At 62.3% G+C, this 22431-nt stretch carries 27 protein-coding genes and 1 pseudogene; 5 read left to right on the forward strand and 23 right to left on the reverse strand.

Features of this window, described 5'->3' with window-relative positions; all coding sequences use genetic code 11:
• Positions 1-17 precede the first annotated feature (17 nt).
• Positions 18-1574 carry a hypothetical protein gene (locus VGM51_13730; GenBank protein HEY3414096.1) on the reverse strand — a complete coding sequence of 519 codons (1557 nt, stop codon included), beginning with the start codon at positions 1572-1574 and terminating at the stop codon, positions 18-20.
• A 210-nt stretch (positions 1575-1784) separates the two neighbouring features.
• Here VGM51_13730 and VGM51_13735 point away from each other — a divergent pair, with 210 nt between their 5' ends.
• Both VGM51_13735 and VGM51_13740 read left to right on the forward strand, forming a co-directional pair.
• Positions 1785-3245 (forward strand): metallophosphoesterase, encoded by a 1461-nt coding sequence (locus tag VGM51_13735; protein HEY3414097.1) that lies wholly within the window; start codon positions 1785-1787, stop codon positions 3243-3245.
• 243 nt (positions 3246-3488) lie between these two features.
• On the forward strand, positions 3489-5039 hold the full coding sequence (locus VGM51_13740; GenBank protein HEY3414098.1) for a hypothetical protein: 1551 nt from the start codon (positions 3489-3491) through the stop codon (positions 5037-5039).
• A gap of 79 nt (positions 5040-5118) precedes the next feature.
• Here VGM51_13740 and VGM51_13745 read toward each other — a convergent pair whose 3' ends face one another.
• On the reverse strand, positions 5119-5877 hold the full coding sequence (locus tag VGM51_13745) for a LamG-like jellyroll fold domain-containing protein (GenBank protein ID HEY3414099.1): 759 nt from the start codon (positions 5875-5877) through the stop codon (positions 5119-5121).
• 553 nt (positions 5878-6430) lie between these two features.
• Between VGM51_13745 and VGM51_13750 the strand changes: the two genes are divergently transcribed.
• A complete protein-coding gene (locus VGM51_13750; protein ID HEY3414100.1) occupies positions 6431-7237 on the forward strand; it encodes a prepilin-type N-terminal cleavage/methylation domain-containing protein in 807 nt (268 codons plus the stop codon).
• 65 nt (positions 7238-7302) lie between these two features.
• On the opposite strand, the gene VGM51_13755 is transcribed toward VGM51_13750, so the two are convergent.
• The 17 genes from VGM51_13755 to VGM51_13835 form a co-directional block, all read right to left on the reverse strand.
• The gene (locus VGM51_13755) at positions 7303-7689 is read right to left on the reverse strand and encodes a VOC family protein (protein ID HEY3414101.1); all 387 of its coding nucleotides are present in this window, start codon (positions 7687-7689) and stop codon (positions 7303-7305) included.
• Positions 7690-7723: 34 nt separating this feature from the next.
• Positions 7724-8146: a DoxX family protein gene (locus VGM51_13760; GenBank protein ID HEY3414102.1), complete on the reverse strand. Its 423-nt coding sequence runs from the start codon at positions 8144-8146 to the stop codon at positions 7724-7726.
• A gap of 261 nt (positions 8147-8407) precedes the next feature.
• The gene (locus VGM51_13765; GenBank protein ID HEY3414103.1) at positions 8408-8848 is read right to left on the reverse strand and encodes a hypothetical protein; all 441 of its coding nucleotides are present in this window, start codon (positions 8846-8848) and stop codon (positions 8408-8410) included.
• Positions 8845-9021 carry a hypothetical protein gene (locus VGM51_13770; GenBank protein ID HEY3414104.1) on the reverse strand — a complete coding sequence of 59 codons (177 nt, stop codon included), beginning with the start codon at positions 9019-9021 and terminating at the stop codon, positions 8845-8847. The genes VGM51_13765 and VGM51_13770 overlap by 4 nt, the downstream gene beginning before the upstream one ends.
• Positions 9002-9475: a PIN domain-containing protein gene (locus VGM51_13775; GenBank protein ID HEY3414105.1), complete on the reverse strand. Its 474-nt coding sequence runs from the start codon at positions 9473-9475 to the stop codon at positions 9002-9004. The genes VGM51_13770 and VGM51_13775 overlap by 20 nt, the downstream gene beginning before the upstream one ends.
• A gap of 8 nt (positions 9476-9483) precedes the next feature.
• Positions 9484-10485 (reverse strand): KpsF/GutQ family sugar-phosphate isomerase, encoded by a 1002-nt coding sequence (locus VGM51_13780; GenBank protein ID HEY3414106.1) that lies wholly within the window; start codon positions 10483-10485, stop codon positions 9484-9486.
• On the reverse strand, positions 10478-11299 hold the full coding sequence (kdsA, locus tag VGM51_13785) for a 3-deoxy-8-phosphooctulonate synthase (GenBank protein ID HEY3414107.1): 822 nt from the start codon (positions 11297-11299) through the stop codon (positions 10478-10480). The genes VGM51_13780 and kdsA overlap by 8 nt, the downstream gene beginning before the upstream one ends.
• Positions 11300-11617: 318 nt before the next feature.
• Complete coding sequence (locus VGM51_13790) at positions 11618-11971, reverse strand: nucleotidyltransferase domain-containing protein (GenBank protein ID HEY3414108.1); 354 nt, start codon at positions 11969-11971, stop codon at positions 11618-11620.
• Positions 11972-12021: 50 nt separating this feature from the next.
• On the reverse strand, positions 12022-13752 hold the full coding sequence (locus VGM51_13795; GenBank protein HEY3414109.1) for a heparinase II/III family protein: 1731 nt from the start codon (positions 13750-13752) through the stop codon (positions 12022-12024).
• Positions 13753-13917: 165 nt separating this feature from the next.
• Positions 13918-15198 carry a Glu/Leu/Phe/Val dehydrogenase gene (locus tag VGM51_13800; protein ID HEY3414110.1) on the reverse strand — a complete coding sequence of 427 codons (1281 nt, stop codon included), beginning with the start codon at positions 15196-15198 and terminating at the stop codon, positions 13918-13920.
• Positions 15199-15256: 58 nt separating this feature from the next.
• Positions 15257-15706, reverse strand: coding sequence for a DinB family protein (locus tag VGM51_13805; GenBank protein ID HEY3414111.1), 450 nt, complete (start codon positions 15704-15706; stop codon positions 15257-15259).
• Between the two features lie 101 nt (positions 15707-15807).
• Positions 15808-16149, reverse strand: coding sequence for a hypothetical protein (locus VGM51_13810; protein HEY3414112.1), 342 nt, complete (start codon positions 16147-16149; stop codon positions 15808-15810).
• A gap of 16 nt (positions 16150-16165) precedes the next feature.
• Positions 16166-16399: a thioredoxin family protein gene (locus tag VGM51_13815; GenBank protein ID HEY3414113.1), complete on the reverse strand. Its 234-nt coding sequence runs from the start codon at positions 16397-16399 to the stop codon at positions 16166-16168.
• 16 nt (positions 16400-16415) lie between these two features.
• Positions 16416-17480, reverse strand: coding sequence for a permease (locus VGM51_13820; protein HEY3414114.1), 1065 nt, complete (start codon positions 17478-17480; stop codon positions 16416-16418).
• Positions 17481-17561: 81 nt separating this feature from the next.
• The gene (locus tag VGM51_13825) at positions 17562-17873 is read right to left on the reverse strand and encodes a metalloregulator ArsR/SmtB family transcription factor (protein HEY3414115.1); all 312 of its coding nucleotides are present in this window, start codon (positions 17871-17873) and stop codon (positions 17562-17564) included.
• An 18-nt stretch (positions 17874-17891) separates the two neighbouring features.
• On the reverse strand, positions 17892-18584 hold the full coding sequence (locus VGM51_13830; protein HEY3414116.1) for an aromatic aminobenezylarsenical efflux permease ArsG family transporter: 693 nt from the start codon (positions 18582-18584) through the stop codon (positions 17892-17894).
• Entirely contained in the window at positions 18584-19087 is a 504-nt protein-coding gene (locus VGM51_13835; GenBank protein HEY3414117.1) for a nitrophenyl compound nitroreductase subunit ArsF family protein, read from the reverse strand. Before VGM51_13835 ends, VGM51_13830 begins: the two co-directional genes overlap by 1 nt.
• A gap of 287 nt (positions 19088-19374) precedes the next feature.
• On the opposite strand from VGM51_13835, the gene VGM51_13840 reads away from it, so the two are divergent.
• On the forward strand, positions 19375-19884 hold the full coding sequence (locus VGM51_13840; protein HEY3414118.1) for a hypothetical protein: 510 nt from the start codon (positions 19375-19377) through the stop codon (positions 19882-19884).
• Between the two features lie 11 nt (positions 19885-19895).
• Entirely contained in the window at positions 19896-20402 is a 507-nt protein-coding gene (locus VGM51_13845; GenBank protein HEY3414119.1) for a hypothetical protein, read from the forward strand.
• Positions 20403-20856: 454 nt separating this feature from the next.
• Here the strand turns inward: VGM51_13845 and VGM51_13850 are convergent, their stop codons facing one another.
• The 4 genes and pseudogenes from VGM51_13850 to VGM51_13865 form a co-directional block, all read right to left on the reverse strand.
• Positions 20857-21033, reverse strand: a complete 177-nt coding sequence (locus VGM51_13850) for a hypothetical protein (protein HEY3414120.1) — start codon at positions 21031-21033, stop codon at positions 20857-20859.
• Between the two features lie 218 nt (positions 21034-21251).
• Positions 21252-21410: pseudogene (locus tag VGM51_13855) on the reverse strand (phosphomethylpyrimidine synthase ThiC).
• A 14-nt stretch (positions 21411-21424) separates the two neighbouring features.
• Positions 21425-21898 carry an antitoxin gene (locus tag VGM51_13860; GenBank protein HEY3414121.1) on the reverse strand — a complete coding sequence of 158 codons (474 nt, stop codon included), beginning with the start codon at positions 21896-21898 and terminating at the stop codon, positions 21425-21427.
• Positions 21895-22278 carry a DNA polymerase gene (locus VGM51_13865; GenBank protein HEY3414122.1) on the reverse strand — a complete coding sequence of 128 codons (384 nt, stop codon included), beginning with the start codon at positions 22276-22278 and terminating at the stop codon, positions 21895-21897. The genes VGM51_13860 and VGM51_13865 overlap by 4 nt, the downstream gene beginning before the upstream one ends.
• Between the last annotated feature and the right edge of the window lie 153 nt (positions 22279-22431).

Raw genomic sequence — 22431 nt, forward strand, 5'->3', positions numbered from 1 at the left:
ACCATGCTCTGCCATAATCAAGGCCCCGCGATGAGGCCCATGGCCATCTCCGCGATGTAGTCGGCGTCCAGCAGGTCAACCTTGCCGTCTCCGTAGCGGACGCCCCTGGAAGTGATGTAGATTCCCGCCGGACCGACGGGCGCGATGTCGCCCGGAAGCGGGTCCGGCGTGATCTCGAGGGTAGTCTGAGCGAGCCCCGTGCCGCCGGCGATGGTGTAGTCGCCGGGACCGGCGAAGGCGCGAAGCCTCTGATTTCCGCCATCCAGAGCGTAGACCCACCCTTCCGCGTCGGTCGCCACGTCGCGCACGGGACTGCCGAGTCCTTCGATAACCGCTTCCGATTCGTTGAACGCCGTTGACGCCCGGAATACGCGGCCGTCAGTGGTGCTCAGGAACAGGTAATCGCGGGGCTCATCGATGGATATGCCGTAATACCCGGTGGAATTCGGGGGAAGCGTCGCGAGAAGCGAACCCGTGGCGCCGAACTTGTGCGCGTCATCCATCGTGGTGCTGACCATATACGAATTGCCCAGGGAGTCGCGGACGAAGTCCTGTATCCACGTAGAACCGGTGAAACCGGCCACAAGCGTCGGCGCAACGGAGGTGGCGGTCGCGTCGGCCGGGATGGTGCGTACCCAGAGCGAGTTCCCGGGAGCGAGGTCTTCTTCCGTCGTGTAGATTGTGCGCGTTGCGCCGGCGCCCTCCACCCAGACGCTGGAGACGCTGCCGTAGATGGATGTGCCGGCAGAGGTCTTCACAAGGCCGGTGCCGGACCGCGATCCGCCCGCTGGCGCTGGATACGCGAACACAGCCTGCACATTTGTTGCATCGGGCGCCGCGACGAAGAGCGCGGAGTGCGCATCGCTGGCGTCCGTAATATACAACCGCTCATCGGGGGCGACGTGAACCCGGAACGGACTGTTGGTGGAGGCTGCCCAGGGGCCCAGCGTTCCGATGTCCGCGTTGGCCGCCCGTGGAGACGCATACATGGGGGTCAGGTCGGGATTGAGGACGTACACGCCCTCCTGCGTGGTGCGCGCTCCCACTGTGCCGGCGGCGCCCTCGGCAACGTAGATCAGCCCGTGATGCACGCCGCCCGGAACGCGATTAATGTCGATGCCATTGGCGTTTGTGAACTTGAGGTTGGAATCATCCGAGGCGCTGACCTCGAAGTAGTCCGTCGCCGAGATTTCCACGCCGCGGGCCACCACCGAGACGGTGTACACGCCGGGAGGCGGCAAATCCGGCCCGTAGAACAGCACCGTGTTCGCGCCCGGCAACGCACCCGCCTCGCCAGGATAGCGCGTGACGGTCTTTGTGCCGCCAGCTGAAGTGAACTTGATGTCCACGCTTTGCAGCGCGCCGGGAACGTTCAGCCCGTCACCGCCGATGGAGTACGAAAGGCTCACACCGGTCGACGGCGACGCAGCGGGGGCTGTCAATGTCACGTTGGTCACAAAGATGCGAAGATCGCCGCAAAGCGCAGGGGAAGCGGCGCCGGCCAGGCATACCATGGCGGCCCCAAGCGCTATCAGGCGGGGGAAAGCCTTCCGCGAATTGGCCGACGGTTTCATCACGTGCACCTCGAGGTGTCTGAGCGGTTGACAGCGATCATCCCGGAGCATCACGCGCGGCAGCCCTATTGGGCCCGCCATCGGGCGCAACGCCTCATCGCCATCAATTATAGGAACTTCGTTTCGCTCTGTGCTAAAATTCGTGTGACAGGCGAAAGGTCTGTTGCCCCGGACGGTCCACATGGGATTGCCGGGAAGGAGATCCGTCACATGCTCAGCTTCCGCAGATTCCCGATCCGCGCGACTCTCCTCACCGCCTTGGCCGCATTGGCCTTCGGCATCGGTCTGGCGCACTCCGCATCCGCTCAGACCACTGTCAGTGTCGTGAAATACCCCTACCTTCTGTGGGTTACCGAAACCGAAGCCACGGTGATGTGGGAAACCGATTCAGCCGTTGCCGCCGCGGTGACTTTCACACCGGCGACCGGGACGCCCACGGTGGTCAACGTGCCGGCAACGGATACCGTCGAGCAGGCAAAGGCAACGTCTCTTTCGCGCGGGACCCGCTACACCTACTCCGTGGACATACCCGGGAAGCACCTCGGCGACGGCGCGTTTACCACCGACGATCGCACCGCAACCAAAGTGACATTTGGCGTCATCGGTGACAATCGGACGAAGCCGGACAATTTCCTCAACCTGAACACGCGGATGATGCGCCGCAACCCAGAACTGATCGTCAATGTCGGCGACGTGGTGACCAGCGGGCCGATAGTTTCCCAGTGGAACACCGAATTCTTCACGCCCAGCAAGGATGTGTTCCGCTATGCGCCCTGCTACGTTTCGATCGGGAACCACGAAGCCAACACGCCGCTTTTCCGCCGTTTCCTTCCGTATCCTGAGACCATCACCGGCAACCCGGTGGAGAGCCGCGGCCACTATTTCGCGCACTATCGCGGCAACTGCGCCTTTGTAGCGTTTGACGATTACTACAGCCTCTCGCCCGGCAGCCCGCAGTACGTATGGCTGCAGCAAACCCTTTCCTCTCCGGCTTTCCAGAGCGCGACATGGAAGTTCGCGTACTGCCACGAGCCGGCGTATTCCGACGGCTGGCCGGGATATGACGGCACGCCGGCGGTTCGGGATTACATCGTTCCGCTGCTCGAAAAGGCAGGCGTGGACGCGTTCTTCAACGGGCACACCCACTCCTACGAGCGGGCCATCGTGAATAACGTGGTCCACATGATCAACGGCGGCGGAGGCGCCGGCGACGAGTCCTGGGGCAGGAACTGGCCGCAGACCGTGAAGTATGGACTGATACTGCAGTACAGCACCGTGCAGGTGGACGGAGACAAGATGACCGTCACCTGTTACGACGACTCCAATAAGGTGTTCGACCGACTGACGCTGCAGAAGGGCGCCGCGCGAACGCTTCCGGGCGCTCCGGTATTCGTGCGCCCACCGGTATCGGGCCGGACGGGACGACAGATGGTCACGCTGAAATATCCATCCGGGTCCGGCCAAAGATACCGCTATCGGGTGGCTATCAAGGAGCGGACGACCGAGGATGGATTCTGGGAGCCGACGATCGTTATGTTCGACCCGACCGTGCCCATTTCGCTGCCGGTGGATTTCAAGACGCCCGGCACGTATCACGTGATGGCTCAGGCGCTTGACGCCCAGTATCTGGCCTCCGGCTGGGTGGAGTCCGGTCCCATCACCATTCAGTAGAACACAATCGGGCCAACCGTCTCGCGTTCGATGGCGCGGGTCAGGACGGTGGGCCACTCAGCGCACATTCCCCGGGCTGCGGGTTACGGCGTTGGCCGGGAATGTGCACCAATGACAATCAGCGCCACGAGGGACATGGGGGCGGCCTTTTTCGTGCCCCATGCGCCTTCGCGGTCGAACCCTGGAGCGAGAACGACTTCGATCCGGTCGCATTGCGACCACTCTATACACAGGGAGTATTGTATGAATGTATGGAAACGGCACTGTGCCAACCGCTGCGCGATTCCTCTTGCGGTGGGCGCCCTTCTCCTCTTCACCGGCTCGATGGCATTCGCCGGCTCTTTCGCCATCAAAGTCTCCAACCTGACGCTAGGACTGACGGTCCTATATCCGGGCCAGAGCACAACGCTTTCCTACACCCTGGCCGGAGCCGGGGCGAACGTGGCCGGCGGCATCGCCAACGTGAAGATCGACTTCCTGAGCGGCAGCACCTCGGTAAAGACGCTCACCATCCCCGGTGGAAGCATTGGCGCCACGCCCGGGGCCAACACGGTTACCCTTAACGCCGCGGACATCCCTGCGGGCGGCCCTTACGCGATTCGCGTGACGGCCACGGGAGGGTCCGTGACCGCCACCGGATACATCCCGGTGAGCAACCCCAACGACCCCAATATGCAGTTCAACAGCCCGAGAGGCATTGACATCAACCGCATTACGGGCAGCCCAAACAAGGGCCGCATCTACGTCACCGAAGGCGCGGGCGGCTCGCTGGCCAACCGCACAACGGTCGACGGCGTTTACATCCTCAATCCGGATCTCACCCCGGCGTTCGCGACGCCGAAAGTGACCAGCGCCGACATCGGCGCTCTGGGACCGTGGGCCGCATCCGCGAACAGCCCGTTCCGCCCCTCCGTGACGCCGGACGGAAGCATCCTCATCACCGACGCCAGCGACCCGCACTGCGCGCTGTTCGCCGCGGACGCCAACGGCGATAATCCCAAGGCGTTCTTCGCCTATCCCTACCCTGTCGGCGGCAGCCGGGACAACAACCTGGTTTACGATTCGCTGAATACGCCGCTCTATGGCAGTGTCAGCAACGCCATTGTCGAGGGCACGGGCACCAGCCGCGTGGTGTACACGTCTGACGAGGACCTGGCGCCGGGCAACAGCCTTCACAAATACGCCATCGGAACCGGCACGCAGGACCTCGCCATCGTTCCGACGGGCGTAACATCCTTCTCCGGCGTCAACTGGTACGAGGACTTTGCGAGGGATTCAGCAGGGAACTTCTACCTGGTCAGCGATGCCACGGACGACGCCAATAAACTGGACGCGAACGGCAACCTCGTGGCGACGCTCCCATCTACCGGCACGCTATATATGGGCATCTGCATCGACGAGGCCCGCGACATGATCCTCATCGGCGGCGAGAACGGCACCGTTTACCAGACCAATAAGGCATTTACCACCGTGACCCCGCTCTTCACCGGGCTCGGCAGTCTCGTACGAGACGTGGCGATCGACCCGGAAGGCTGGGTCTACGCCGTGGACTCGACGGATGCCACCCTGCACGTATGGGCGCCCGCGGGAACCTATGCGATCCCCAACGGGGCGGCGGACGGCAGCCAGACGCTCACAATCGTCGCGTCCCCCGTGCCTGGCGACGTATCTCCCATCGGTCCCACCGGGCTGTTTGTGGGGCCGAACGGAAAGCGCTATGGCGACGCTAAAGTCACCGTTCAAGACGCCGTCGAGGTCCTCCGGATCGCCGCGGGACTGGAGATGGGGCCGTAGCGGAGGTCACCGCTTGCCAACCATGCAGAATGGGCCGCCCGTACATGGGCGGCCCATTCTGCATCCGTCGTGCTGCGGTTCAGCGGGCCGTCTTGCGGCGGCGGAGCATTGGCAGAACGCCAACGGCAAGGAATGCCAGGGAGGAAGGTTCCGGGATATTGGCGCCCCCGAGGGTGGCAATCTCGCTGTCGCTGAGAACGCGATCCTCGAAAGAGAACCTCGAAAGCGAGCCGGCGTTGGTCTCGCCGTCATTGTCCGTCAGAATCTCGAAGGTCGGATCGAGGGACCAGCGTCCGTCAAGTCCGGAACCCAGCGTCTGCGTTCCGACGAGAGAACCATCGACGTACTTCTTGAGAGTGCTGTTGGCCAGATCGAACGTGAACATCAGGCGATACCAGGTATCGGTCTGGATCGACCCGTCGTAGACTCCACTGATTCCGAGACCGCCGGAGCCGTCGCGGAAAAGGTCGCCGTCGTTGGTATTGCTCGTGTTCGTCTGGAAGAGTGACGCATAACCGGAGGCGTTGATGAACTTGATGTCGTAGCCCAGCGTGTACTCGTTAAGATACGCGCCACCGCCATTCGCCGGGGCGTTGGTGGTGACGACGAGCCCCTGAGTATTGGTGGCCGCAGGGAAATTGTACACGCCCGAGGGCGCACCGTTGATCACGTCTGTGCCGAAGGTGCCGAAAGGATTGCCCATGAACAGGCCCATCTGGGCCGGTCCGGTGGAGGAAAAATCGCCGGGAGCGTCAAAATTGAAGACGCTGAGAGCGGCGGAAGCAGAGCCCGCTACGAGAACCGAAGCGAGCATCGCGACAGTGGTTCGGAGTGTCATAAGACGTAGCCTCTAACTAACCCATGTGCGTGAGTGCAAGAGGCAGACGCAGACCCCGGCAAGCGTGCTGCCGGGCTCTGGCGTACTGCATGCGCCAACAGATAATCAGTGGGGCGAAGCCATCGGGACACCAGGTTGTCACCGAATTCGCCCCGCGCCGGCTAACAGCACGGCGCCGGTGGCCCGTGAACGACGCCGAACGTGGCGGGCACCCAGAATCCGCCTTGGAGTTCGGTCGCACACGCGATTCCTCAGGAGAAGGCCCGTCCGTTGCGTCGGACGCGCGAACAGGGTTCCCCATCACGTATTTTCGTGCACAAATTGTGCCAGTAAGCTTCCAGGCACAAGCACGGCAACCCGCGCCGGCAAGGTGTCCTAATGCGATTCACAGATCCGGGAGGCCCATGTAGGCACGGGTGTGCGACATGGTGTAATATAATTGATAAAGGTGTGTTTCGCCCTGGCCCAGGACAAGCGGCCGCGTTCGGGCCGCGCATCGCCCGGTGGAACTGCTGAAAACGGCGGCGGGGCTCGCCGCGAGAGGGGTCTGGATATGAAGACGCGTGCGCAGGAGGGGTTCACCCTCATCGAGTTGCTCGTGGTCATCGCGATCATCGCCATACTGGCGGCGATACTGTTTCCGGTGTTCGCGAAGGCACGGATGCGCGCGCAACAGGCCACGTGCATTTCGAACATGAAGCAGATCGGCCTGGCGATGACTCAATACGTGACCGATGCCGAGGACCACTTCCCCGCGTGGAACCCGCCGGGGCTCAAGACATTCATCAGCGTCGAGGATTTCAAGGCAACGTACGAGAACGCACTCTATTTCGGTGGGGGCGTGGACATCCTGTCGCCCACCGGGGAGAAGGCGACCATCTCCCTGCAACTGGACCCCTACATCAAGTCCCGAGCCATCTGGGCGTGCCCCGCCGACTTCGGGCTGTACAGCATCGGTGACGGATGGCCGGGTGGCGCGAAGACACCGCTCTCGTTCAAGGACTGGCGGCTTCGAGCCGACCGGACGAAGAAGATCGGCGTCAGTTACGGCTACCGTGCAACGAACATCACCAACCCCGGATCGGCGGGCGGCGGCCAGGACAACCCCTATCTCAACAGGGTGGACCCGGCCGGGATTGCACTTGCGGCGTACTCCACCTCGGCGGTCAAACGGCCGTCCGACCGCGCCATGTTCTGGGATATGCGGGCGTGGCACGCCAGCAGCAAAAGCTCGACCGGCGCCGAGGTAGGCAACGGCAAGATCCAGATTCTATTCATCGACGGGCACGTAGCCACGGTGGCAACGAACCAACTGGGCTCAAGCGCCGCGTACTACTGGTCGGACTTCCGGGCGAATTGAGGGGTGGGCCGTGCAGTTATGCGCAGTGCGACCGCGGTTCGCGAATTACATTGGACTAAACCGCCTCAGCCGCCTCCCGTTCGGTGCTGATAGAGGCAGAACACATTGCCCGCCGGATCGCTGATACGGGCGGTTGTTTCCGGCGCATCGGTGGCGATCGGCTGAACCAGTTCGCCTCCGTGAGCGATGACCGCATCAACCGTTTCGGCCACGCTGTCAACCATGATCGAGACGAGGAGCCCAGGCTCCGATGACGGTTTTCGGCCTGTCACCCATGTGCCGCTCACTTCACCCACCGAGTCATCAAAGGCGATATCGCCGTCACCCCGCTCTCTGACGTGCCAGCCGAAGACCTCCTCAAAAAAGGAGGCAGAACGCCTAATGTCATCGGCCGGAATCTCGATGTAGCATATCTTGCCGTTCCCAAACGTGGGATGCGTACCGCTGTCCATTTCCGGAACTCCTTTCGCATGCGGTCCTTCGCTTTCACCCCCCGTTTGCTGCGCCACACCTCTTCCGCCGGATCAGCGCATCCAGGCTCCAGTCGCCGCCACCGTAGGCCGCCATAAACAGGTATATGAAGCAGAAGAGAATCGCCGGTTCACCGTGATTCAGGACCGGAAAGAAGGCTTTCGGGGCGTGGAACTGCCAGTAGGCGACGGCCATCTCGCCAGCCAGCACGAAGGCCACCGGACGGGTGAAAAGCCCAAGCGCGATCAGAACACCACCGAAGACCTCCAGCACGCCGCCAATCCATGGCTGCGTGCCAAACTGCGCTGCCCCAACGTGTGGCAGCATACCACCGAACCAGCCGAACAGCTTCAGACTTCCGGACTCGGCGAAGAGCAGACCAGTGATCACCCTCAGAAGGAGATACGCCGCGGAAATTGCCTTAGCCCTGTTCATCATTTGACTCCTTTGCGCGTTGTCAGGAATTCGGCGCGGCGTCCAGACGACTGGTTTTCGCCCAACCCCACTCCCGGATCCAGCGTTCCGTGGTACTCGAACGTTTGGACGATCCACCCATGTGGCGTGAATCCACGAAACCCGCCGCCGGAAGGGCGTGAAACCGGACAGCCCCAGCTGCCTCCGTAAACGCGCGCCGAAGCGCTAGAAGCGAGCAGGAGAAAGGGCGCCGGATCGTCCTGTATCTCCATTTCCCCCGTTTATTCAGACTCTAATCTGACGAACGGAGAGTGCTGCGAGGCGGCCCAGGTCTTCCTCGCTCTGCATGGCGCGCCATTCGCGGTGAAGGCTCTCACGGAAAGCGAGGACAGAATCACGGGAGGGGTCGAAACCGTCGGGGAGACCAGCGGCGGCGTCCCTCAAGGCATCGAGGGAGGCTTCCAGCGCCTGAATGGCGTAACTGCGATGGCCCCACTGGGCCATCTGACGGGCGATCAGGAAGCGGGCGAGCCCTTCCGCTAGGCGGGCGACTAGCCATTCCGGCTGCCCCACGGAGGCGCGGCGAACGGCCGTGGCCCGATCAAGGATGGTGTAGGCCTCATCCGCGAGGGCCGCGTCCTGGGCTGGCGACGCGTTCCAGACACGCGCAATATCGCTGGCGACATCTGCCGTATGGCCTGGACTGAGCGCTGAGGGAACGCTCATCGTGCGGGCGTCGTGGTCTGTTGCTTAGCGGATGTCAGGTTGGCGCGCATCGCGGCGGTTCGAGCGCCCCAGTATGCGGCTTCCTCCTCGACGGACAGGTCTTTGAGGCGCTCGCGTACAGCGTTGGACGCATCCCGTTTCATCTTCACGCAGTCAAAAGTCTTCTTCTTCATCCGATACCATCTCCAAGGGCGAGTGAATGCCTATCTCATGATACCCGCACAGTACGTTGACAGCGTTGTATCGGGGCACTTTGTCGAAATGCACGATGTGCTTGAAGTTCCAGCTCACGATGAAATCGCATCGTGACGTTGTTGCCGCGGCAACGTGCAAAGCATCTGTCCACGATCGTGCTGCAACCACGCCCGCTTCAACGTACCGGGATCGGAGGTCGAGGGTATCCGCGGTGATATCTATGATTTCAGCAGTTAGTCGAAGCCGTTCGAAAAGATCTTGCACGCGGAGCGGCGCAAACCGGATCTCGTCTTCCACCAGAGCTGATGTGACCAACGCGAAACGACCGTGCTCGACAAGGGACACGAACCGCTGAGAGGCATCTTCGAACTCCTCGTCGAAAACACCTCCGAACACCGACGTGTCTGCATACACGCGTGGAACATATCGCATCTCGTACCTCAGACAAGTCCGGCTTGCAGCAGGTCTTTGAGCATCAGCATTCCGACGGGGCGGCCTTCGGCGTCAACGACGGGCATGTCGCCGACGCGCCGGGTCTTGCCTTCGATGGCCGTTGTCCGGCTTTCGAAGGTATGCAGGCCTTCCGCCGCGAGGTCGTCCGGCCGGACGGTGAGCGGCATTTTGGTGACCGCTTCCGAGACCGGCTTGCTGAGCGCCGAGGCATCCTTGAGGAGCTGGCGGCGGACGTCGCCGTCCGTCACGAGGCCGGTCAAGCGGCGATCAGCATCTACTACGCACGCGGCGCCCGCGTTTGCGTTGGTGATGGCGAACATGGTGTCCAATAACGACGTTTCGCCGTGCACGATTGCCAGATCGTCACCGGTCCGCATGACATCGCGAACGCGCAGCAGCAGGCGCCGGCCCAGCGCGCCGGCGGGGTGAAGCATCGCATACTGCTCCGTCGTGAAGCCGCGCGCCTCCATCGTGCAGAGGGCGAGAGCATCACCCAGCGCCAGGGCGCAAGTGGTGGTACTGGTCGGCGCGAGATTGTGCGGGCAGGCTTCTACCGCCACGGAAGCGTCGAGCACCACGTCCGCCTTTTGCGCCAGGGTGGATGTTGTGTTGCCCACGATCGCGATCAGCGGCGCCCCCACGCGCTTCACGGCGGGAAGGATCCGCAGGACCTCTTCGGTTTCGCCGCTGTTCGAGATGGCAATGACCACGTCGGAGCCCGAGACCACGCCCAGGTCACCGTGAACGGCTTCCGCGGGGTGAAGGAACAGGCTCGGCGTGCCCGTTGAGGAGAGCGTGGCGGCGATCTTGTTGCCGACGTGACCTCCCTTGCCCATCCCGGTGACAACCGCCTTACCTGACGTATCGAGAAGGAGTGCCACCGCGCGATCGAACTCACCGTTCAAGCGTCCGGCCATGGCAGTGATGGCGTCCGCTTCCATGCTCAGGAAATGGCGGGCACGATTCGCCCACTGCGGTTGGTCAGCCACGTGCGGCCTCCCGGATACGCAGCGCGCTCACCAGCAGCGGCTCGAGTTGGTCCAGCGGCCATTGTGTCGCGGCGTCCGACCAGGCTTTGTCCGGATCCGGGTGGACCTCCATAAACAGCCCATCGACCCCAACGGCCATTGCCGCGCGGGTGAGCGCCGGGATGTGCTCGCGCATGCCTCCGCTGGAGGTGCCGGAACCGCCCGGCAGTTGGGCGCTGTGGGTGGCGTCGAACACGACCGGCCAGCCGAACGAGCGCATCACCGGCAGCCCCCGGTAATCCACCACGAGGTTGTTGTAGCCAAACGTTGCTCCGCGCTCCGTGAGCATGATGCCCGCCGCGCCGGCCCCTTCGAGTTTGGCGACCGCGTTCTTCATGTCCCACGGGCTCAGGAACTGGCCCTTCTTGACATTGACCACCTTACCCGTGGCAGCCGCCGCGAGCAGGAGGTCGGTCTGACGGCACAGGAACGCCGGGATCTGGAGGACGTCGCAGACTTCAGCGACCGGAGCCGCCTGGCAGCTCTCGTGGATGTCGGTCAGAACGGGCAGGCCAAATGCGTCTCTCACGTCTCGAAAGATGGCCAGACCTTCGTCGAGGCCGGGCCCGCGCGGGCCTGCACCGGACGTGCGGTTGGCCTTGTCAAACGAGGCCTTGAAGATGTAGCCGATGTCCAGCCGATCGCAGACGGCCTGGGTCTTCTCGGCAACGGCAAGGCACAGGTCTCGTGTTTCGGCCATGCACGGGCCGGCGATAAGGAACAGGCGATCGGCGCCGGCAGTGACGGGTCCAATGGGGAAGTTGTGAATGTTCATGTCAGGGACATGATAGCAGGGCGACGGCTACGCGCCGACTCCACGTCACACGACCAGTCACCGCATTGATTATGGTAAGCCCAATCGATGAGCGCTAAGGCGCACGCAGCGCCTAGAATCAGGCCCCACCGCATCCAGGGAACTGCGACCTTGTGTTCCGGCTGTGCCCTACGTGCTATGGTTATCGCGCCAATGCACCACACCACGGGCACGACTGGCAGCAATGGCGTTCTCCAGAGCACGCCCGTAAGCCCCACCGCGGTCAGGGCTGTACGAAATGCGACACCTCCTGTGAGCAGATGGCGCGCTTTGTCGTCATCATGCGCCTTTCGCAGCAGCAAGAGCGCCTGTTCCATCCAAGGCATACATCACCTTGCCTTCCCTGAGGGCGTCGTACAGGTAGGTCCCCGGAAAACTCGCCCAAGACGATAGCGTGTACTCCTCGCTTGCTACGAACACATCGGAATTGATTCCCGTCGGGCTCAGGGACCTCTGCAACCGCACCATCTCTGCGTTCTTGTTCGACAATTCACGCTCGATAACCAGGAAATCCACGTCACTGTCTTCGCGGGCGTCGCCGCGGGCGTACGAACCGAAAAGGATGACCTTCAACGGATTCGCTTCGCGCACCAGTATGTCCACAGCCTGCTGTATCTGCTCGTTGGTAAACACTGCCAGCTCCCTATAGAGAGATTAGCATCGGCCGATTTGAAACGTCCGCTTCACTTCCACTCCGCCAACGGCTTGACGTCGGGCGAACCCGGTTCGCCCGCGCCGGGGGAGAGGAGCACCACCACGCGGGCGCTCGACGTCTTGTCCGGCAGGCGAACGAGCAGTTTGGTGATGCCCTTGTTGGGGTTCTCCTTTGAGCCCTGTGTGGTCACGCCCACTTCGAAGCGAGCATTCGCAGGGGACAGTATGCGGGCCGTGAGGGTCTTTCCGGAACGCTTAAGCGTGGCGGTGGCGCCCGAGACCGAGACCTCGGCCTCCGTGTGCATCATCCAGACGTACTCGAGTGGCCTAGGCGCCGTCAACTCGTCCTGGATCAGCACGTCCCGCCTTCGGAGGAGGGCGATTCCGCGCTTCACTGTCGTCGCCTGCTTCGCATAGCCGGCGGAGAGGTCGGCAACGGCGAAGGCGCGTTGCGGTGTTGAGGAAAACGCGATAATCGGCGCTTTCGCCTTCTCCGCCTGGTTCGCGCCGTCCAGCAAGATGGTATTCTGGCCTTCGGTTTTCAGCCGGTAGTACGTGAAGCGCTGCTTACCGAAGTAGCCGGGCAGATTGTAGTCGTCGCTTCCGAGTTCCACCGCCCAGCGCACGCCATCGGCGTCCACCACGAAAGTCCCGAGGTCGAGGTGGCTATGGTTAGCCGCGTTGTCACCTCCCTTGAAGCCAACGAACGTGGCGTTGGGGTCGTCCCACGCGGTTAGGAAGAAAGCAGCCTGAATGCCCTTGTAGTACGCGTCCAGCGGTTCCTTATCGTCGACCGGCCCTTTGCCCTCCGGAGCGTACCACAGCACGTCGAGGGCGTTCGACCCGTTGGCCGAATGGCGCTCGATCCAGGCGTCCAAGGGCTGATGATACCGGCGCGCCATCCACATCAGGATCGGTGTGCCCCCTGCCTTGTCGCCCGCGTCCGCAAAGTTGAACGTCCGCCCGGTAGGACCGGCGAAATGCAGCCGAAATAGGCCCGATTCCTTGAACCCGGCGGCTTTGCTCAGTCCGAAGTCGGTCCCCAAAGCCGATTCCAATGCTGCAAGCATGTAGACGTTGTAGTCGGTGGCGTAGGTCCAGTAGCCGGGGCCCTCCGCCCAACCACCATCCGGCGCATAACTGGCCATCGCCATCGGAACGTTCTTCACGGCCTGCGACACAATGTAGGCCGCGAGATCCGGCTCTTCGTCCGCGACGGCGAGCGCGCCGATCGTCATTCCGCCGTTGCAGACCTGGTTCCAATTGAAGGCGGAGGTCGTCCACCAACCCTTCGCTCGATAGACCTTCTCGCCCTCTCTCAACCCAAGATTGACGATGGCTGTCCGGATGGTCTTCCTATCGTCGCGGTTAAGCGTGTCGTACAGCCAATCGTACCCGATCGCCATCGCGTGGGTCATCTCCGCGACGTCCAGGAAATGGCTGGGGTTCCAGTCTTTGAAGGCACAGGCGGTAAGCATCTCGGTGCGCGCACGATCGGCGAAGCGCTTATCGCCATCGAGGCGGTACATCAGGGCGAGCGCGTAGATGCGGTTCATGGCGCGGCGGCTCTGCGTGAGGAGGCGCGGCCCGATGAGGACGTGCTCCACGGGTGGCTCTGTGAGATACTGCTCGGCCGTCGCCCGCAGCTTGTCCCGCCACTCACGGGCCTGCGGGTATCGGGCGATCATATCCTTGCAGCGCTGCAAGTCCGAATCGAGGCCGATTAGCCGCGGGTGGCCCGGTCTGAGTGTGCTGAGCATGCCACGTTCCCGAGGGTTTGGCCGAGACGTTTGAGCCTTCGCGTATCCCGTAACGGTGATTAGAATAGCGCAAACCACCAACGAACCGACTCTCATGGTTTCTCCCTGACCATTGTCCCTGCGGGACCAGGCATCCCCCGAAGCGCGGTCGCAGGCCAGCGGCGCCTACGGATAGATGCCTCTGACGCGCAGGGCGTCCGCGGCGCGGCCGACACCCAGGGCCAGCGCGGCGGTTCGCAGATCGACGTTCAGGCTGCGTGACGTGTCGAACATCTGCTTGTACGAATGCCGCATTTTGGCGTCCAATGCGTCGTTCACCTGGTCCAGCGTCCAGAACAACTGGCTGATGTCCTGAACCCACTCGAAATAACTGACCAGCACGCCACCGGCGTTCGCCAGGATGTCCGGCACAACCGTGATCCCGCGCTGGTGGAGCACCACATCGGCCTCGCTGGTAATGGGGCCATTTGCGCCTTCCACGATGAGCTTCGCTTGTATGTGCGCGGCATTGGCCCTCGTGATCTGGTTCTCCATCGCGGCCGGGATGAGCACGTCGCAGGGCAGCAACAGCAATTCAGAGTTGGTGATGATCTCGCCGCCGGCATACTCCGTCACCGGCCTGCCGTTCGAGACGTGCTGAACCAGCGCCGGCACATCCAGCCCCGCGGGGTTGTAAAGCGCTCCGAAGACGTCCGACACCGCGATAATCCTGGCGCCCATGTCCGCCGCCGTTGCCGCAACGTTCTGCCCCACGTTTCCGAACCCCTGTACGACGATGGTGCTTCCCTTGATGGATGAACCGGCGTCCGAGAGAGCCGAGTCCGTGACGACCGCTATCCCGCGGCCGGTCGCCTCACGGCGTCCCAGGGAACCGCCCAGGTCCGGGTACTTGCCGGTGACGCACGACAGGGTTGTAACGCCCTTGTTCATGCTGTAGGTATCCGCAATCCACGCCATCTCGCGCGGGCCGGTGCCCATGTCGGGCGCGAGGATGTCCGTGTTGGGGCCGAACACCGGTGTGAGTTCACTGGTAAATCGGCGTGTGACGCCTTCGAGTTCGCGGACGCTGAGTATATGCGGATCGCACTCTACGCCACCCTTGCCGCCGCCAAACGGAACGTCGATGATCGCACATTTCCACGTCATCAGCATCGCCAATGCGCGCACCTCGTACAGAGACACCGATGGGTGGTACCGGATGCCTCCCTTGAACGGCCCGCGGCCTCCGTTGTGATGGACCCGATATCCGCGGAAAATCCGGATGTCGTTGTCGTCCATCCGCACGGGGAACTCGGTGATGAACTCCATCTGCATCGCGCCGAGCACGCGGCGGAGCCATGGTTCGAGGTGAATGACTTCCGCGGCCTTGGCCAGGCGCGCCTGGGCATCATCGAACATCACGCGGTCATCCTTCTGTTGTGTAGTGGGTGGGGCTGTGGCAATCATATGTGTTGCGCTCCTTGAAACTCGGCCGGGCTTTCACATCAATATGGCGCTTCCCGGATTAAATCATCAACGATATGTAGTTCAACTGGCCCACGTGGTAGGCGGTGTGGCGGACGATCTGCATCGCGAACCACAACGCATCCTGGTGGCCCTTGACCACAGGGCCAAGCGGTTCCCAGTCCGTCGCGCAAACGGCGTGCAGGCGCTTGGGCGGGAGGTCACGAAACACGGTGCGCACCCGGTCCAGCGATTCGTCGATGACCGCCTTGAGGGCGGCGCGGGAAATATCCTGGTAGAACGTCGGCCGCTCTCCGGAGTCCCCGGTTTCCATTCTGTTTGCATACGCGATGTTGCCCCGCGCGATGTGAAATGCAACCGCCGCTGCGGACGGGTTCGCGGGCGTCGGGTTCCAGTGCAAACGCGCGTCCGGGATTTCCTCCAGAACGGCGTTCAACGCGTCATAGGTCTCCACGAACTGCTTCCACACGGGTTTCAGTTCTTCGATCATCGTTTCCTCCAGGGTTAGACATTGCTGCGGGACGCGGAGCGGACCACGGGCCATCCTCCGGCGCTCACCAACCCGGTCAGACCTCCCTTGATTCGCGACACTTAGTTGTTCCAGCCCTCATCCCGGCACAAGGAAATAGCGATCGGGCGCGGCAGGGCGAGTCCGGCCGATACCTGCATCGCCTTGAATATCCCGACCGGCACGACGCATCCGCTGCAGCACCCCTTTAGCGAAGCGCGTGCGGCCCTGTGGATCTCCCCGTCATAGCCGGCCACAATTTCCGAATACGCGTCCACCGCCGGCAGCCTGCCCGCAAGCCCCTGTATGTTCTCACACGGCGAGGTTATCTGAAATCGGAAGTTTTGATCATCTTCGCAAGAGGCGGAAACGTCCGTCACGAATCCGCAGACGCCTGCGTCTATGGTCGCATTGGTGACTCTCATCGTTTGCCGTCCCCTCTTACGCCTTCAGCAGGGGCGCGATCTCCTGCGCCGAGGGAATCCTCCCCGCCAGCACGACCTTCCCGTCTACCACCAGGGCCGGAGTGCTCAACACGCGAAACTTCACGATCTCGCGGATATCCTCCACCTTTTCTATTTCGGCATCGACGCCCAACAACTCGACCGCGGCCTTCGTGTTCTCCGTCAGGCGCTTGCAGTTGGCGCAGCCGGTTCCAAGAATCTGTAGTTTCATGTTTCTGCCTTTCTGTTTAGAACAATGCGTTGAAGAGGTAGCCGACCAGGATGATGCCGGCGGCTACCACGCCGACAAACGTCGCTATGAGTCTCGGGCGCAGCACCCGGCGTAGGATGATGGTCTCGGGGAGCGACAGTCCGATGACGGCCATCATGAAGGCCAGGACCGTGCCCAGGGATGCGCCCTTCTCCAGCAGCGCCTGCACGATGGGCACGACGCCCGCCGCGTTGGAGTACATCGGCACGCCCAACAGCACGGCCGCCGGCACGGACCACCATGCCGATTTTCCCATCAGGTGGGCCATGGCGTCCGTGGGGACGTAACCGTGGATGCCGGCCCCCACCGCGATGCCGGCGAGCACGTATATCCACACCTTGCCGACGATGTCCCGCACGGCGGTGACGCCGCCGCGGACACGATCGGGCCACGAGAGGGTTTCGCCCTCGTACGCGGCGCCGGACGCCTGGAGTTCGTAGACCCACGGCTCCACGTGCTTCTCCATATGGAGACGGCCGATGACCCAGCCCGACACGATGGCGATGGCGAGGCCCGTGGTAACGTACGTTGCGGCGACCTTGAACCCGAAGAGGCCGAACAACAGCACCACGGCAACTTCGTTGATCATCGGCGCGGCGATGAGAAACGAAAACGTGACCCCCAGCGGAACACCGCTTTCAACGAAGCCGAGGAACAGAGGGATCGCCGAGCAGGAGCAGAACGGGGTCACGATGCCGAGCGCCGCCGCCATAACGTTGCCAACGCTTTCACGTTTGCCGGCGAGGATGGCGCGTGTCCGCTCCGGAGTGAAGAAGGTCCGGATGATGCCCACAAAGAAGACGACCAGCACCAGCAGCATCAGGACCTTCGGCGCCTCGAAGACGAAGAACTCCACCGCGAGCGCCAGGCGCCCGGCGGCCAGGCCGAGAACGTCGTACGTGAACCATTTCGAGAACGGGGCCAGCTGGTTGTAGAGAACGTACCAGAGAACACCCAGCCCCAGCGCCAGGCAGATGGCGCGTAGAGGCACGCGTTTCGCGGCCGCCGCCCGTTTCCCGACGGATGTTTGAACTGTCGACATCGTGTCCTCGATTCTATTTGGCCGAAAGACCAATTATACAGGCAATCGAGAGGCACGCGCAGGGGCGTGCCTCAAGCAGGATCAGGCGGCGCAGGCCATTTCGGCGCGGTCGGCGTCGAGGACGGCTTCCACACAGCCGAAGAACTGGGTGATGCACGGGACGCGCAGGCGGTAGAAGACCTGGAGGCCCTGCTTTCGGTCGATGACGAGCCCGGCCGCCTTCAGCACCGACAAGTGTTTTGAAATCGTGGACATATCGGAACCGACGATGGCCTGCAAGTCGCAGACGCAAATCTCGCCTTTCGCCAGGGCATCCACCATCATCAGGCGGCTGGGATGCCCCAGCGCCTTAATAATCCGCGACCGCTTCTCATAATCCGCCTTGTTCATCATCTGATCAGTTCCCAACCTCTACACCGCAACGCCAAAATCGTAAATGAGCGTGTAACAGACTCCCACCGCCAGAAAGATAAGAGCTGTGGCGCGCCGGGCCCAAACCTCGATGGCCGCCAGCCGCTCGAACACCGTATGAAGTGAGCGCGTACCCATCGCCACGAGAATCGCGAATACCAGCACGGGTACCGCCGTGCCTATACCATACAGCGAGGGCAGAACGATCCGTGACCCGTGCTGAAGCGCGAGCGGGACCAGACTGCCAAAGAACAACGCGGCCGACATTGGACAAAACGACAGCGCGAAGACCACCCCCAAGAGCCCGGCGCCCCAGACGCCACTTCGCTCCGCGCGACCCTGAAATCGCCCGCTCAGGGCCACACCCGGCAATCGGAACCGCACAATTTCGAGGAGCAGGATACCCACTACGATGAGCAGCGGACCCAGCAGACGGTTCAAGGGCTTCTGGAGAAATTGCGCCAGATCCGGGACGGACAACATGCTGGCAACCAACAGTATACCCAGTGCTGAGTAGGCCAGCATCCGGCCCCCCGTGTACAGCAGTCCCGAGAGGAGCACCTGGCCCGGGTTCCCCATGCGGTTGCCCACAAACGAGATGGCGACGATGTTCGTGGCCAGCGGGCAAGGACTGATCGAGGTCAGAACACCCAGCCAGAGGGCCGCAAGGAATGCCGGAAGGGTTGCCTCCATCACTTCGCCTTGAGGCTGGCCTTTACCTCGTCGCGAACGTAACTCTTGAAGGCCGCTTCATCACGCAGCAGGGTCCAGACCTTGTCCAGGTTTTTCCACTTGGCTTCCTTACCGTTGCGGACATCCGAAAGCACCACGGACTTGGTGAAGAGTTTGTAGTCCTTCATATAGTGCTCGTTGCCCGCCGTCTCCACGTTCACCACGCGCCATTCCAGCCGGCCGGCCTTCAGTTCGGCGGGGAAGTTATCCCGGATGGCCTTGTTCGTCCACGCCTCGATGGTGCGGCAGGATGCGCAACGGTAGTTGCCGTGAAAGTAGTACGCGATCAGCTTCCGCTGCAGCCTGGGCTCAGATTTTGCGGTAGATGAAAGCCTGGCGTTCGCAACGGAAATCAGGGGGCCGCCATAACAGGCCGCACCCCTGGGCTTAGGCGTGAGCGCGTTGTACGCGAGAGCGCCCGCGATGGCGAATGCGATAGCCTTACCGATCGACTTGATAATCATTTGCCTGCGTGTCCTCCCTGCACGCCAGCCTTACGCGGCCGGTGTATCTATGGCCATTGTATGGCTGTTTTGCCAAATAGTCAAACACTCGGCGGTTCCGTTGGGTCGTCGGTATCCCTCGATCGCGGATGCATGCCTCCGATCGAAGTGGCGGCTTGGTGACAACGCTTCAAACCTTAAGCTCGTACGCCTTTTCGAAGCCGGACCGCTATGATTCCTTAACGCCGGGCGGGAGGGCAGCGCATTGTGCAAGCGGTGTGGACGGCGCGGTCATCGAGGTGTGAAAGATGAGACTTAGGGAGGCTTTGACGCTCATTGGAGCGGTTGCCCTGGGTGGTTGCAGCCAGATCATGGAGCCGGGCTACGACCCGTTGGGGGGGCCCTACGACGCCAACGTCGAGCGCCTGAAGGCGGCCGTGTTCGAACACGAAAGCCCCATCGAGTTCACGATCTCCGATTCCCGCAACAACCGGTTTCAGCCGGGGCTCAGCATCCGGGCGAAAGCCGCTGTGCGGGCCGGAACCAGGTTCGAAGTTTGGGCCGTCGTGGCCGACGAAAAATGGCGGGCCAACGAGACCGAATGGGATCACAACACTGTCAGGTGGTGCCTCGCTCCGGAGCCCGGTGACGGAACAACGGTAGCCCCTGATACGGAACGGCGTCGCGGATACCGGATGGTGGCGCAGTACCGTGTGGAGAAGCCAGGCGTGTACCGGTTGACGTGCCGGGAGCGTCCGCGGGGCGCTGAGTCCGCTGCCCCGATCCGCGAGGAATCGGTTCGAATCGTCGTCGAGTAAGGGGTCGAAGCATGCTCACCGTCGCGCATGTGCTCGTGGGCGGAACGATCGGCAATGAGATCCGCCGCGCGCGGTACGCTCTCCCACTCGCCTTTCTCAGCCACTATGCCCTCGACACCGTGCCACACTGGAGCAACTGGGCGGTGTTCTTCCCGACCGTCGCCAACCAATACAGCGCGGAGGTGATTGGGGCGGTAGTTGATGTCACGCTTGCTGCCGGCCTGATCCTCGCCTCGACCCGGGGAAGGGCCAACCGTGCGCTGATCCTCTCATCGGCCGTGTTCGCCGCGGCGCCGGACGTGGACAACCTGCCAATCATCGGGACGTGGATGCGCGCATCGCCCGCCACCGCCCGGATCGTCGCCTTTCACCACAACATCCAGACCAACATCGCTCCGTCTCAATGGCTGTTGGGTGCGGGCCCCCTCGCGCTCATCGGCGCACTTGCGTGGTGGTCGTTTCGGCGATCTGGGAGAATGAACCACGGAGTCACAGAGAGCACAGCGGAGAAAGGGTGAAGCGCGGTCCGCGTCTCACCGCGATGCTACCACGAACCCTGTGAGCGGGCCTACGCTCCCAAGGCGCCGGTTGGGCTTCATACCAACGATATGCTGCCGACGCGGAAGTCGACCGTCAGGAGTCGCTCCCGTAGGAAATCGAGTCCAAGCAGTCCATCCACTGTGGCGGAGGGTGGCAAAGTATGCGCGACCACTGCAAGCCCCTCCAGCTCCATCCCGAATGCCTCCATTCGGTCAAGCGTCAGGCGAGGTAAATACTCAACCCCGCTGCCAGTCGTAACTTGAACACGATCACCCGAAGCGGCGGGATCATAACCAATCGCAACCAGAATCGCCGGTCGCACGAGCGTGCTCGTTGCGCCGGTGTCCAGCGCCAGGCGGGCTTCCTATTGGCCGGCCGGTCCCCAAATTGTCGCAGTGACGACCACGAGGCCGGATCTGGGATCGAAAGCACTCACAAGATGACCGCCGCGTCGTGGGGAATCGAACCGGTGTATAGAGTCGCGCCGTGTCGAGGGCGAACCGCAAGCATCTCGCGATCCACTTCGTCACGATCCTTGCTATGGAAGAGGACCTTGCCCTTCACGATTTCCCGGTTCTCATCCAGTTCCGGGTCTTCCAGCAGAACCAATCAGACTCGAACTTCTCGAAAACCGTCGCCAGTGTCATCACCTCACCCATACGCCAACCTCCAGACGCAATGAAGGGGAGCCGTTGGGCTCCCCTTCATGTTAGCAAACGCACTTCGTTCTACGCCCCCGGAGCGCCCGCCGGGACCTTGAACGTGTCCACCGGCTTCTCAGACGGCGATTCCGCCACGGCCAACTGGTGCATCAGTCCTCGGCCGCGTTGGCTGATCTCGTAGGCACAGAACTTGGGGCCGCACATGCTGCAGAAATGGGCGGCCTTGGCGCCTTCCTGCGGCAGAGTTTCGTCGTGCATGCTGCGCGCGGTATCGGGGTCGATCGCCAGATCAAACTGGCGCTCCCAGTCGAACGAGAAGCGCGCGGCAAGTGAGGCGTTCAGGCGCCGTCCAGATAGTCGGCAAAACCTGCCAGGCGAGCGCGGAGGCGGGGCCATAACTCCGTCAGTCCTCCGATGAGTTCCTCAATCCGAGCGGGCATAAGATTGTACGTATAGATGTTCCGGACAACGTGACGGAATCCAAGGTATGGCTGCAGTTTCACTGCTTCCGTTACGGAAATCAGCGCGGGGCGGACACCTTCTCTGGCCTCGGACATCTGGAACAAAAGGTCTCGATGCCAGGAATCACCGTCAGGAAGTTGCTGATCCACATGGCGCGCGATCTGTTCAAATACCCGTTCCAAACCCGAGTAGACAGAATGAAGACTCAGCGCCGCAGCTTTCAACAACAAGCTATCATCTTCAGGGCTGAGCCGCGCACGGTTCCACGCTTCCACGGCATCTGCCACCTCTTGGTCAAGAAAGGCAAGTTCCGTCCGGATGCGGCTCATCACGGCTTCGCGTTGCGTCAAAGATCAACCCCCGATCGCTCAATGGCTTCCCTGATTGATCCCTGCAACTCCTCGATGTCGACCACATCCACCGAGCGTCCTCCCAAAAGGGCATCTACATCGACCCATGCGGCGTACAGGGCTGCTCCACCGATACCCTCTACGGCCAGATCCACATCGGTCCGACAGTCAAACCACTCCCGATGGGCCAGCGAGCCGAAGAGGACTACACGCGTTGCCCCGTATTTGGTCTTGAGAAGTGTGGCGGCTTCTTTCGCCTTGGCGATCAAACGGTCCCGTTCCGCGACCTCCTCCGGCGACAGAACGGGCTCGGGACGCTGCTTCAGCGCCTCGATGTACGGCTTCCAGCCTTCCGGCCCAAGTTCCAGCGCGGTGGCCATCGCCTTGCCTCCAATCGGGTAGGCGGGGTCGTTACCGGCCCCGCCTCCCACACCACCCGGCATGCGGGTCCGCACCGGGCGGTTCACTCAGACTTAAGCGCGTGGTATCTCTCCGCGAGAGACGAGAATCCCATCTGGATGAGCTTGGCGTTA

This window comes from Armatimonadota bacterium (assembly GCA_036504095.1).
GTDB lineage: Bacteria > Armatimonadota > DTGP01 > JAKQQT01 > JAKQQT01 > DASXUL01.